Annotated in this window: 9 protein-coding genes and 1 pseudogene; 2 read left to right on the top strand and 8 right to left on the bottom strand. The window is 68.3% G+C overall.

Going from position 1 to position 12,978, the window contains the following annotated elements; genetic code table 11:
* A pseudogene (gene purH / locus AB4Y86_RS02800) lies at positions 1-686 on the top strand (bifunctional phosphoribosylaminoimidazolecarboxamide formyltransferase/IMP cyclohydrolase); the annotation flags it as partial.
* 940 nt (positions 687-1,626) lie between these two features.
* On the opposite strand, the gene AB4Y86_RS02805 reads toward purH, so the two are convergent.
* A complete protein-coding gene (locus AB4Y86_RS02805; RefSeq protein ID WP_441399912.1) occupies positions 1,627-2,628 on the bottom strand; it encodes a trypsin-like serine peptidase in 1,002 nt (333 codons plus the stop codon).
* A gap of 271 nt (positions 2,629-2,899) precedes the next feature.
* Between AB4Y86_RS02805 and AB4Y86_RS02810 the strand changes: the two genes are divergently transcribed.
* Positions 2,900-5,119 (top strand): NADP-dependent isocitrate dehydrogenase, encoded by a 2,220-nt coding sequence (locus AB4Y86_RS02810; RefSeq protein WP_441399913.1) that lies wholly within the window; start codon positions 2,900-2,902, stop codon positions 5,117-5,119.
* Positions 5,120-5,202: 83 nt separating this feature from the next.
* On the opposite strand, the gene AB4Y86_RS02815 is transcribed toward AB4Y86_RS02810, so the two are convergent.
* The 7 genes from AB4Y86_RS02815 to AB4Y86_RS02845 form a co-directional block, all read right to left on the bottom strand.
* Positions 5,203-5,820 carry an SRPBCC family protein gene (locus AB4Y86_RS02815; RefSeq protein ID WP_441399914.1) on the bottom strand — a complete coding sequence of 206 codons (618 nt, stop codon included), beginning with the start codon at positions 5,818-5,820 and terminating at the stop codon, positions 5,203-5,205.
* Between the two features lie 242 nt (positions 5,821-6,062).
* On the bottom strand, positions 6,063-6,602 hold the full coding sequence (locus AB4Y86_RS02820) for a mucin-associated surface protein (RefSeq protein ID WP_441399915.1): 540 nt from the start codon (positions 6,600-6,602) through the stop codon (positions 6,063-6,065).
* Complete coding sequence (locus AB4Y86_RS02825) at positions 6,599-7,903, bottom strand: serine/threonine-protein kinase (RefSeq protein WP_441399916.1); 1,305 nt, start codon at positions 7,901-7,903, stop codon at positions 6,599-6,601. Before AB4Y86_RS02825 ends, AB4Y86_RS02820 begins: the two co-directional genes overlap by 4 nt.
* Before the next feature lie 480 nt (positions 7,904-8,383).
* Entirely contained in the window at positions 8,384-9,721 is a 1,338-nt protein-coding gene (locus AB4Y86_RS02830; RefSeq protein WP_441399917.1) for a hypothetical protein, read from the bottom strand.
* Between the two features lie 187 nt (positions 9,722-9,908).
* Positions 9,909-10,979, bottom strand: a complete 1,071-nt coding sequence (locus AB4Y86_RS02835; RefSeq protein ID WP_441399918.1) for a Gfo/Idh/MocA family protein — start codon at positions 10,977-10,979, stop codon at positions 9,909-9,911.
* A gap of 204 nt (positions 10,980-11,183) precedes the next feature.
* Entirely contained in the window at positions 11,184-12,281 is a 1,098-nt protein-coding gene (locus AB4Y86_RS02840; protein WP_441399919.1) for a substrate-binding domain-containing protein, read from the bottom strand.
* Positions 12,282-12,344: 63 nt separating this feature from the next.
* Positions 12,345-12,978 (bottom strand): ABC transporter permease subunit (locus AB4Y86_RS02845; RefSeq protein WP_441399920.1); only part of this gene is annotated, 634 nt, incomplete at its 5' end.

Here is a 12,978-nt window from a genome sequence, read left to right on the forward strand (position 1 = left end):
GCATGGCCCGGACCGTGGCCGGCATCTTCACCGAGGTCGTCATCGCGCCGGGCTTTGAGGACGAGGCCGTGGAGATCCTCGCCAAGAAGAAGAACATCCGGCTGCTCACCCTGCCCGAGGGCTACGGCCGTTACCCCACCGAGTTCCGCCAGGTCTCCGGCGGCATGCTGGTCCAGGCCGCCGACAAGGTCGACGCCGACGGAGACAACCCCGCCAACTGGACCCTCGCCGCCGGTGAAGCCGCCGACGCCGACACGCTGGCGGACCTGGTCTTCGCCTGGACGGCGTGCCGCGCGGCCAAGTCCAACGCCATCTTGCTCGCCGCCGAGGGCGCCGCCGTCGGCATCGGCATGGGCCAGGTAAACCGGCTCGACTCCTGCCGGCTCGCCGTCGAACGGGCCAACACGCTGGGCGTAGCCGTGGAGTCCGACGTCGAGGGTGCCGGCGGTGCGGCCGCCGTTCAGGCAGAGCCAGGCGCCACCGGCGCGCTGGAGCGGGCCCGGGGCGCCGTCGCGGCCTCGGACGCGTTCTTCCCGTTCGCCGACGGCCTGCAGATCCTGATCGACGCGGGCGTCCGCGCCGTGGTGCAGCCCGGCGGCTCCGTCCGCGACGAGGAAGTCGTCGCCGCAGCCAACGCCGCCGGCATCACGATGTACTTCACCGGCGCGCGCCACTTCTTCCACTAGAGGTTCCCGCGCCCGGGGTGCTCGCGTCTGGGTTCTGCCCGCGGTTGCCGCCAAGAGTGGACATGCCCTCCCTGCACGGGGAGGGCATGCCCATTTTTGCGCAGGCTCGTGCCGCATGTGCCGCTTGCAGCTGTTGGGGTGGGAATCGCCACCTGGTCCGCGGGACATGCTCATTTTTCGCGCCGAGGGGTGGGCGGACGCTGCGGCGCCTTGGGACATGCTCAGCTCTCGAGGCCAAGGGAGAGCGCAGGCTGCGGCGCCTTGGGACATGCTCAGCTCTCGAGGCCAAGGGAGAGCACAGGCTGCGGCGCCTTGGGACATGCTCAGTTCTCGAGGCCAAGGGAGAGCACAGAGCGCGGCACTTTGGGACATGCCCATTCTTGGCAGTGAGGAGTGGGCATGCAGGGACTATGTCCACTCGCCGGACCGGGCGAAGTGCATGTCCAGGCTAACGTGCAGCGGCCCGGCTCTGTGGTTTGGAACAGGCTCATGCGTCGCGGCGGGCTGGGCGCAGTCCACGGCCCCGCTGGACGTGCTCACTTTTCGCGCCGAGGGGTGGGCGCGCTCGCTGGCACCTGGGGACATGCTCATTCTTCGAACCTAGGGCAAGGCATGTCCCCCTGACACCGTGGGACATGCTCATTCTTGGCGCCGAGGAGTGGGCATATAGGCCCTATGTTCACTGGCCGACCCCGGGGGAGGGCATGTCCCGTGGATGCCGACGGGCGGGCGGGCACCAGCTGTGCACACGGAAACGCGGGGTCGCTTGCCGCCCCGTCGAGGGGATGGCGGCACGTGACCCCGCGCTGTCCTGCTCCTTCCTCGCAAGTGGATCGGTGCGGGACCGGGTACCCACCGCGATGCCAAGCCGACCCGGGCCCGGCCCCGCCCCGGCCCGGGCAACCGCCGACCCGGGCCCTAGCCCGGCGCGGACGAGTCCCTACAAAGCGGCAGCCGTGCTGTAGGCCTGCTGGATGACGGAGCCCCAGTACGGTCCATACATGGTGGTGGAGTTGCTGCCGTAGCCGTAACTGTTGATCGAGTTCTGGTAGCCGGTGGAGCTGGAGCCGATGAACCACGGCCCGCCCGAGGAACCGCCGGTCATGTTGCAGGGGATGCCCTGGGCGTTGAACTGCGGGTTGTTGGGGTCGTTCTTGGCGGTGCCGCTGCAGCTCTTCAAGGATTCGCCGTTGAACGGGGGCGCCGCCGGGTAGCCGAACGACTTGTAGCTCAGCCCCCGGGCGGCGTTGAACTGCACGCCGGAGGAGCCCACGACGTCGGCGAGCGACTTGCCGTTGAGCGGGTTCATCACGGCGAAGCCGGTGTCGTACGTCATGTCTCCGCCGGAGCTCCACTGGGTCGGGGTGTACAGCGCCTTGGCGGTCCACTTGCCGTAGGGTGCCGAGCCGTTGAGGTAGGCCGGAACGAAGGTGAAGTTGGCGGCGAAAGCGCCCGGGCCCTCGTTGACGCAGTGGCCGGCGGTGGAGACGGTGCTCTTGTTGGACGAGGTCACAGAGTTCCCGGAGCAGACATAGTTGGAGCCGCGGAGGGTGAAGAAGACCTTGCCGATGTGCTTGACCGGGGTCTCGCTGGCGTTCGCCTTGGTCTGAAGCTGCGTGGCCTGCGCAGTGGGCGTGGTGCCCTCCACCTTGGCAGGGGCGCCCGCTCCAGCCGGCCGGTTCACGGCCGCCTTGGCCTTGCTGCCGCGCTCCACGGCCTTCGCCGCCAGCACGTCGCCCGGAATTGCGCCGCGCATGCGCTCCGCCGTCCAGTAGTCGGCCGAGCCGCCGTCGTCGACGCTGTGACTGCTGACCTCCGACGACGACGTCGGCACCTTCGCCGGTGCCGGTGCGGCACTGGCCGTACCGGCAGCGCTGACCGCCAGGAGCGCGGCGGCGGAGAGACTGAGGAGGCTGGTGGCCAGAGTCTTAGGTGTTCGCATGGGTGTCCTAACCGGAAGGATGCGGAGCGGCCAGCCGTGGCCAGCAGCCGTGATGGGTTAGAAACTACGCGACCTTGACGAACCTGTAAAGTTAATTGTCAATAATTGACAAGGCGCGCTTTGGGGGAGTCCTGGCCCGTCTAAGGCCCGCCGCGGTGTCATGCGCCTGCCGGGGCCCGTCCCGGATAGGCGCCAAGGCGGCCACCTCGGGTAAGTTAGAGCCGTTGAGATACACAAGATTTCCGCAGACTTTCAGGGAGATGCCCGAGCAATGGCCAAGATTATCTATACCCACACCGACGAAGCGCCGATGCTGGCCACCTATTCGTTCTTGCCGATTGTCGAGGCGTTTGCTTCGACGGCCGGTGTGGAAGTGGAGACCCGCGACATTTCGCTAGCCGGCCGCATCATCGCCGCCTTCGGCGACTACCTCACCGAGGAGCAGCGCGTCAGCGACGCCCTCTCCGAGCTGGGCGACCTTGCCAAGAAGCCCGAAGCCAACATCATCAAGCTGCCCAACATCAGCGCCTCCGTGCCGCAGCTGAAGGCCGCCGTCGCAGAACTCCAGGAACAGGGCTACGCCCTGCCGGACTACCCGGACAACCCGGCGTCCGACGAAGAGACGGACATCCGCTCCCGCTTCGACAAGATCAAGGGCTCCGCCGTGAACCCGGTGCTCCGCGAGGGCAACTCGGACCGCCGCGCGCCGCTCTCGGTGAAGAACTACGCCCGCAAGAACCCGCACACGATGGGCGCCTGGAGCCCGGACTCCAAGACCAACGTCGCGCACATGGAAGCCGACGACTTCCGCTCCAACGAGAAGTCCGTGGTCATCGAGGCGGACACCAACATCAAGATCCAGCTGGTCAAGGAAGACGGCACGGTCAAGGTCCTCAAGCGCGCGTTCCCCGTGCTGGCCGGCRAGGTCATCGACGGCACGGTGATGCGCGCCGCGGCGCTGGACACCTTCCTCGCCGCCCAGGTCGCCCGGGCCAAGGAAGAGGGCGTGCTCTTCTCCGCCCACCTGAAGGCCACCATGATGAAGGTCTCCGACCCGATCATCTTTGGCCACGTCGTCAAGGCGTACTTCTCCGATCTCTTCGCCACCTACGGCGAGCAGATCGCTGCCGCGGGCCTGAGCCCCAACAACGGACTCGCCTCCATCCTCAACGGCCTCGAAGACCTCCCCGAGGAGATCCGCGGCGACGTCGAAGCGGCCATCAAGAAGGGCCTCAACGACGGCCCCGAGCTGGCCATGGTCGACTCGGACAAGGGCATCACCAACCTGCACGTGCCGTCCGACGTCATTGTCGACGCTTCGATGCCGGCCATGATCCGCAGCTCCGGCCACATGTGGGGCCGCGACGGCCAGGAGGCGGACACGCTCGCCGTCCTGCCGGACAGCAGCTACGCCGGCATCTACCAGGTGGTCATCGATGACTGTCGCGCCCACGGGGCCTTCGACCCGACCACCATGGGCACGGTCCCGAACGTCGGCCTGATGGCCCAGGCCGCCGAGGAGTACGGCAGCCACGACAAGACCTTCGAGATCCAGTCCGCCGGCACCGTCCAGGTGGTCGACGACGCCGGCACCGTGCTGATCGAACACCAGGTGGCCCCCGGCGACATCTGGCGCGCCTGCCAGACCAAGGACGTGCCGATCCGCGACTGGGTCAAGCTGGCCGTAACCCGCGCCCGCGCCTCCGCCACCCCGGCCGTCTTCTGGCTGGACAAGGGCCGCGCGCACGACGCCCGGATGATCGCCAAGGTCGAGGAGTACCTCAAGGACCACGACACCGAGGGCCTGCAGCTGGAAATCATGTCCCCGGACGAGGCCACGGCCTTCACCCTCGAACGCCTGCGCAAGGGCGAGGACACGATTTCCGTCACCGGCAACGTGCTCCGTGACTACCTCACCGACCTGTTCCCGATCCTCGAGCTCGGCACCAGCGCCAAGATGCTCTCGGTCGTTCCGCTGATCAACGGCGGCGGCCTGTTTGAGACCGGCGCCGGCGGCTCCGCTCCCAAGCACGTCCAGCAGTTGCTCAAGGAAAACCATCTGCGCTGGGACAGCTTGGGCGAGTTCCTGGCCCTCGCCGTCAGCTTCGAACACCTGGCAACCTCCACGGGCAACGCCCGTGCGCAGGTCCTGGCGGACACCCTGGACCGCGCCACCGGCACGTTCCTGCTGGAGAACAAGTCCCCGAAGCGCAAGGCCGGCGAGCTGGACAACCGCGGCAGCCACTACTACCTGGCCAAGTTCTGGGCCGACGAGCTGGCACGCCAGACCAACGACGCCGAGCTGGCAGCAGCCTTCGCCGCCGTCTCCGAGTCGCTGAGCTCCAACGAGGAGACGATCGTGGGCGAACTGCTGGCCGTCCAGGGCTCCCCGGTGGACCTCGGCGGCTACTACCGTCCGGACGAAGCCAAGGCCTCCGCGGTCATGCGCCCCTCGGCCAAGTTCAGCGAAGTGCTCTCCCTGCTGGGCTAGTCCCAACAACGGCTAGCTCCAATACGCCGAAGGGCGCACCGGAAAATCCCGGTGCGCCCTTCGGCGTTAAACGGGGTCCTGGGTCAGCGGTCGGAGGCCCGCCGGTCGCGGTCCGCGTTAGCGGCGCCGCCGTCGAAGGCCGGTTCAGTGGCCAAATCCGGGTCGGTGCCGGCTGTCCGCCCGGGCCCGACCACATCGTAGCCGGTGTCCGTCAGCAGCGGCTCCGCGGGTGCGTGCGCTGCGACGTCGCCGTCGTCCACGCGACCACGCCAGGCGCCCGTCTCAAAATCGCGGCCCTCAATGAATTTCTTGAACCGCTTCAGGTCCGCCCCGACCTGCCGGGAGTCGAGCCCGACCGCCGACCCGATCTTCTCTGTGGCGGAGCCGGGCTCCCAGACGAGTTCGACGTCGACCTTTGTTTCCGTAGGTCCGAGCTCCGTGAAGCGGACGGTACCGGCGTTGCGCGGACCGTCCAGGCTCTCCCAAGAGACTTGCCGGTCAGGGGTCTGGCAGGTGATCCGGGCGTCGTAGTCGCGTTTAACCCCGCCGATGCTGGTCTGGAAGTGGACGGTCGCGTCATCGAGTTGCCGGACGGCGTCGACGCCGCTCATGAACTGCGGGAAATCCTCAAACTGGGTCCACTGGTTGTAGGCCTGGCTAAGGGGGACGTTCACGTCGATGGATTCCTGGACTGTTGCCATGCTTGCTTCACTCCTTCGGCTGGCAGGCTGCGGACCTGCCAATCGTTTCAGGGGACGGATACAAGGTCGGTGCAAGTGCTCGGATGCTCGCTCGGAAATGGTCAGGCTGCTTCAGGCCTGACTGTCCAAGCTAGCCGGATCCGGCCGACAGCGAAAGCCCGGCGTGCAGTTCGGTAGCGGAAAGCGGCCGATGGATTGACGCCGGCCCAAGCCAAGCGAGACGGGCCAGTGAGGTCAGGCTCCTAGCCGCCGCCTTTGGCCTTGCCCTTGGCTTTGCCGTTCTGGCCCGGGTTCGCGGGGGCGGGCGCCGGTGCCTGCGCCGCCGCTGCCTGGTCGGCGGCAGCCTGGTCGGCGGCAGCCTGCGCGGCGGCGGCCTGCGCGGCGGCGGCTTCCGCCTGCTGGGCAGCGGCCTGGTCGGCGGCAGCCTTTGCCGCAGCCGCGGCTGCGGCCTGCTGCTGGGCCACCTTAGCCGTGAGGTCGGCCCGGACGGCGTCGATGGCAGTCTTGATGCTCTGGTGGCGTTTGAAGGACACCTTGCCGTCCGCAGCTGCCGCGTCGAGCCTGGAGACCAGCTCGTCCAGCAGTTTCAGGGCGCCGGCGGAGTCGTCGGTGGCCGCAGCCTCGGTGACGGCGAGAACCTGGGACTGGAGTTGCCCGGCCGCTGCACCGTCCAGTTCGGGAGCCGGCCCCGCGCAGCCGGCAAGCGAACCGGCCAGCAAGGTGGCTGTCAGCAAGGTTCCGGCCAGAGCCCCGCGCCAACGAGGGCTGTTGGACGCGTTCATGGTTGCACGCTGTTCTGAAGCTGCTTCAGGTGGTCGCCGAGCTCGCCGGTAACGGCAGGGTAGGGCACGACGGCGGGCTGTTCAGGGGCGGCGAGGGTGAGGGAGGCTGCGACGGCGGCAGCGCCCGCAATGAGAGCGACGGCGGCCAGGACGACGACGACCCTGGTGCGGCGCCGCGCCGAGCGGAACCGGGTGAGCCCACGGGAAATGAAGCCTCGCCCGCGACGGGTTGCCCGTGCGTCCTGGCTTAGCGTGTCCGGCGTCAGCGCGTGCTGCTGGCGCGTTGGATCCTCGTCGGTGGACCCGAGGCCGGGGGCAGTGTGCCGTGCGGTGCCGCGGGCGCTGCCGCGTGCAGTGTAGTGCGCGGACAGCGCAGCGCCGGAGCGCGGCGGCCGGGCCGGCGGTGCGGGCAGGACACGGGTGCGCTCCTCGGCCAGGAGGCCCGGCGACGAGTCGGGGGAGACCAGAGCTTGGCGCAGTGCGGCCTCAAGTTCGGCTGCGGTCGGACGATCCATGGGATCCAGGGCGGTCATGGCCCTGATCAGCTGGGCCCATTCGGCCGGTACGCCGGCTGGGACGACTGGGGCTCGATGCAGGCGGGCCACTGCCGATTCGACGGCGCTCCCGGGATATTCCACCGCGCCCGTGATGCATTCCAGCAGCACTAGACCGAGCGAATAGATGTCGCTGGCCGTGCCCATGTCGGCGCCGCGGGCCTGCTCCGGGCTCAAGTAGGCCGCTGTTCCCACCATGGTTCCGGTGGCGGTGAGACGGTTCCCGTCGACAATCCTGGCAATGCCGAAGTCGGTCAGCTTCGGCCGCACGGGTTCGCCTGGCCGAACCTGCACCAGCAGGACATTGGCCGGCTTGATGTCGCGGTGGATGATGCCGCGGGAATGTACGTAGGCGAGGGCGTCCGCGAGACCCGCACCAATGACGGCGATTTCGTCTAAAGGCACCGGGCTGTGACGGACCCGGCTTCGAAGGTCCTGGCCTTCCACGAGTTCCATGGTCAGGAATGGCCGGGGCTCGGCGGGCACCCGGGTGTCCGTGCCGGCATCGAAGAGCGTGACCAGGCTCGGGTGGTTCAGGGTGGCCAGCAGTTCGATCTCGGCCTGTTGGCGTTTGAGCTCGTCTACATCGGCGGACTGCGGAGCGAACAGCTTGAGCGCCACGTCCCGGCCCAGGTTCTCGTCCCGGGCCGAGTACACGGACGCCATGCCGCCGCGGCCGATGACTTCTCCCAGACGGTAACGGCCGCTCAGAACCTCAGTCGTCACCTCATTGGGCGAAGCGTCCACGATGTCCCCCGTCGTTCCCGTTGGCGCCGTGATGGCGCCCCTAAAGAATAATACGGGTCCGGTACCGGTCGCCCACGCGGGCGGTACCGCTCTCATGCCAGGTGTGGGTCTGTAGCCACCTTTCACGGGTAGGAAGGGATTGTCGCCGGAGCCTGTGAGGCCGTTGAATCCCCCAGCGGATCCAACGACTTCGCTCCGGCGGTAGTGAAACCTGGGCACGGACGGACGCGCGTTACGGCGGACGGTCCGCAGGCGGGGGTATGACTTGGGTTCGGTGAAGCCGCAGGGTTGGGGGGTGTGACGGCAGGTGCCCGGCCGCGGGCACCGCTGAGACGGTGCGCCTATGCGAAACGGGGGTGCCGGTTGACCGGCCGCGGACTGTGGGGTCCATGGGAACTTCTCCTGAATGACTGATGGCGGGCGCACGTGGCAGCCCAAAGGACCGTGCTCTGCGCAGTAAAACGGCAGAGAACGGCCCTTCTAGTCAGGAGAAGATCCGGGATCAGCGGAGACAGCAGGATGGATGTGCTGTAACGGGCCGCTGATGGGGTCGGCGCCCATTGGGGGAATGATGAATAGCGAACCCGGCAGCCACGCAACGGCACCGGACGGCCCGCTGGTCGTGGATCCACTGCCGGAGCCCGTTCCGGGCGTCGGCGGCAGGGCATTGGGGACCGGCAGTCCGGTGCCACCACCCCAAGGACGCGGGCCGTCATTGCCGCCGCCCGGCGACGCAGGGGTGCCGTTGCCGGGAGCGGGGCTCGCGGGGGCGGGGTTGCCTGCCGGCGGGGAGGCCGCGGGCGTCCCCGCGCCTTGCGGTTGTGGCAGCACCAGCACCGGGCCATAGGCCGGGCGCACCGAGGCCTCGAAGCCCGAACCGGTCAACAGACGCTGCGGCTGTCCTGAGGCGCCGGGGCTGCAGGCTTGGGCCGGATCAGCGATCGGGGAGACAGCCGACACGGCGGACAGCGGCAGCACGAGGGGTTGTACCGGTGAGGCCGGACCAGGCGCTACCGGGCCAGGATGTCCCGGGGCTGGGGCTGTCACCGGGATGGATTTGGGGTCAGGCTCGGGCGCGGGGGCCGGGGTGGGCGGTGTTGCCGGCGGCGCGGGCTGGGCCGGTGGGACCGGCGTGACGGGGCCGGGCTGGCCAGGAAGCGGCGGGGTGCCGGGGACGGGCTTGTCCGCCGGGGGCGGCGTGGGTTGCGGCGACGGGTGCACGATCGGAACGCCCGGGAGGCCGCCAAGGCCCGGTGCTGGAGGTGCAGCCGGGTCGGTCGGTGCGGTCGTCGGCGGCACCGGGGCTGGAACCGGTGCGGGGGCGGGGGCCGCGGGCGGGTCGGCTGGCTTCGTTGCCGGCGGTACCGGGGCAGGCGGCGGGGTCTGGGTGACAGGCGGTGCCGGCACGACGGCCACGGGGGGCGCAGGTACCACAGCCACCGGGGGCGCGGGAACGACAGGCGGTGCCGGTGCGGGAACGACGCGCGGCGCGGGGGCCACGACGGGTTGCGGCAGTGGCGCCACCGGCGGCGACGCGGGYGGGAAGGACGGAGCCAGGGCCGGCAGGGTCGGGGCAGCGGACTCGGGCGGCGGGACCGTCGGGGTGGGCGTGGGGGTCAACTCCTGGTCCGTCATCGGCAGGCGGATCATGGCCGCGACAGTGGTGTCGGAAGCGCTTGGAACGGCGGCGGAAACCTTGAGTTCGTCGGCGCTGGCGGTGGCTGCGGAGAGGGCCAGCCACGTCAGCCCGGCCGCGATAGCCAGGAGCACCCGGCGCAGGACCCGGAGCATGGGGGAAGGGCTGCCTGCTGATCGCATGCGCAACACCCCTCCCCGAAAAATCTCGACGATTGGTCTACAGCGTAAGACCGGAGGCAGGGGCGAGTCCATAGCCCCGGCAAATTTGGCCCGCCGGAACGGCCCGCCGGAACGGCCCATCTGGACCGCCAACCCGAACCGCAACTCCGGTCCGCGGTTCCGGCCGGGCCCGATCTCGACGCCGCGGCTAGTGCACGTCGTTCGGGTAGCTCACGCCCAACTGGGCACGAACGCCGTCGAACAATCGCATGGTGTTGAGTGAATCCTGCAACGGCATGACCGGGCTCTCGGTGAGACCCTGCTGGATGCAGCGCGTCACCTCTCGGAGTTCATAGCTGTAACCGCGCCCCACCACGGTGAACCGCTCGGTGCGCGGCTCGTCGAAGCCGACCTGCACCACCAGCTCCTTCGGATTATTGACCGAGCCCAGGCTCTGCAGGAACCCCTTGCTGCCCGCCACAGTGGCGGTGCGGGGTCCATAAGCCAGGAGCGAAGAGGTCAGCTGGGCCTGGGCTCCGTGGTGGTAGCCCAGAGTCAGTGCGTTCTGGGCGTCCACGCCGTCGTCGTTGAGCCAGCCGGCGGCGGTGACCGTTTGCGGGAAGCCGAGCGTGCCGAGTGCCCAAAGCAGGGGATAGACGGTGATGTCCAGCAGGGCGCCCCCGCCGTCGCGCGGCGCCCAGAGCCTGGACGTGGGGGAGTACGGGGCCGGGAAGCCCAGGTCGGCGGCGACCCATTTGATCTCGCCGATCTTGCCCGAGGCGGCGATCTCGAACGCCCGCTGCATGCCGGGCAGGAAGCGGCTCCACATGGCTTCCATCAGGAACAGGCCCTTGTCCCGGGCCAGGTCCACGAGCTCGGCGGCCTCCCGGGCATTGATTGTGAGGGCCTTCTCGCACAGTACGTGTTTGCCGGCCCGCAGGGCCGCCAGGGCAACTGCATGGTGCTGGGCGTGGGGGGTGGCGACGTAGACGACATCGACGGCGCCGTCGGCGAGCAACCGCTCGTAGCCGGCCACGCCGTCCTGGTCACCGTATGCCCTTGCGAAGCCGTAGTCGGCCGCGAAGGCGTCGGCCGCGGCCTGGTTGCGTGAAGAGACCGCGTACAGCTCCGCGTCGGCCAGGAGTTCAAGGTCCTTGGTGACCGTGGCCGCGATGCTTCCGGTGGCAATTACGCCCCACCGCAGTCTGGCGCCGGTGGCCGTCCGCGGATCCTGGTCGGGTTGGCTTGACAGCCAGGGCGTGGCGATGGGGGCAGTCATGCTGCCATCCTCTCACCACGCCCGGCAGCAGGGCGGTGTCCGCCGCACCCGGTTACACGGCGGTGCCCCGCCCTCGCACGGCTGCGGGCGCTCTCCTCGGTGAGCCGCAGCTATGGATCCCTGTGAGCCCGGGCCCCGGGGGCACGAAAGAGCCCCGGCCCACCCTTGCGGGGGGAGCCGGGGCCCTAAGGAAAAAGCGTCAGGCTACTTGGTGATCGGTCCGAGTACCGGATCGTTGACGTAGGCCGTCTTGACGTTGTCCTTGGTCACGATGACCGGCGTCAGCAGGTACGCCGGAACCGTCTTGACCGTGTTGTTGTAGGACTTGGAGTCGTTGATCTCCGGGGTCTTGCCGGCCTGGATGTCCTTGACCATGGTGATCGCGTGCTCAACGAGCGCGCGGGTGTCCTTGTTGATGGTGGAGTACTGCTCGCCCGCCATGATGGACTTGACCGACTCAACCTCGGAGTCCTGCCCCGTGACAACCGGGATCGGCTTGCCGGCGGCCTTGACGGAGGTGATGATCGCGCGGCCCAAGGTGTCGTTCGGGGACAGCACGCCGTCAAGCGTGGTGCTGCCGTAGGTTCCGGCGAGCAGGGTGTCCATCCGCCGCTGGGCGTTCTCTGCCTTCCAGCCCTGGGTCACGGCCTGTTCGAAGGACTTCTGGCCGGAAACGACCTTGAGCGTGCCGTCGTCGATCTTCGGCTGGAGAATGCTCATGGCACCGTTGAAGAAGACCTTCGCGTTGGCATCATCGGGGGAACCGGCGAACAGCTCAATGTTGTACGGACCGGTGGGCTTCTTGGCCTTCATGCCGTCCAGCAGGGCCTGGCCCTGGAGCACGCCGACCTTGAAGTTGTCGTAGGCCACGTAGTAGTCCACGTTCGCGGTGTTCAACAGCAGGCGGTCGTAAGCGATGACGGTCGCGCCGGCATCCTTGGCCTGCTTGAGCTGGGTGCCCAGCTGGGCACCGTCGATGGCACCGACGATGATGACCTTGTCACCCTTGGTGACCATGGCACTGATCTGGTTCTGCTGCTCCGAAACGCCGCCGTTGGCGAACTGCACGTCCGGCTTGTAGCCGGCCGCGGTGAGATCGTCGTTGAACAGCTTCTCCGCCAGGACCCAGTTTTCACTCGTCTTCTGGGGGAGCGCGACGCCGATTGCGGAGCCTTTCGGGAACGCCTCGCCGCCGCTTGAGCTCCCGGAAGATCCGGTGTCGGCACGGCCGCAGGCTGTCAGCGCCAGTGCCGCAATAGCAGCGATCGCTGCTGCCTTTCCTGCTTTACCAATCATTTGCATTGCTTGGTTCACTTTCTATAGATGGTGTTCGGAGAATCAGGGGTTTCGGGGCCGGAGAGTCGTTCAGGACTCCCTGGCGATGACCTCTTTGGTGGATGTGGTCTCCTCGGGCCGGGACTCGCTGCTGCGGCTGAAGTTCTTCATCATCATGCCGATGATCGACCTCTTGCCCTGGCTCTTGTTGTAGACATCGAAGGCGACGGCGATGAGGAGGACGAGGCCCTTGATGATCTGGGTGAGGTCCGCGCCGACGCCGAGGAGCTGCAGGCCGTTGTTCAGCACAGCCATCACGAGGCCACCGACGATCGAGCCGATTACGGTTCCCACGCCGCCGGTCACCGCGGCGCCGCCGATGAAGACGGCCGCGATGGCGTCAAGTTCCCAGCCGACTCCGTCGAAGGGGCCGGAGGCGGTGGAGCGGCCGACGAAGATCATGCCGGCCAGGCCGGCCAGGATGGACATGTTCATCATGACCAGGAAGTTGACCTTCTTGGACTGGACGCCGGAGAGCTCGGCGGCGTGACGGTTGCCGCCGACGGCGTAGATGTGGCGGCCGATGATGGTCTTGGAGGAGACGAACCCGTAGATCAGGACCAGGATGGCCAGGATCAGCCCCGGGATCGGGAACGAGGTCCCCGGCCGGCCGGTCGCGAACAGGTAGGTCGCGTAGAGGATGGCGGCGCAGATCAGGACCAGC

This window comes from Arthrobacter sp. 2YAF22_2 (assembly GCF_052114645.1).
Classification (GTDB): Bacteria; Actinomycetota; Actinomycetes; order Actinomycetales; family Micrococcaceae; genus Arthrobacter.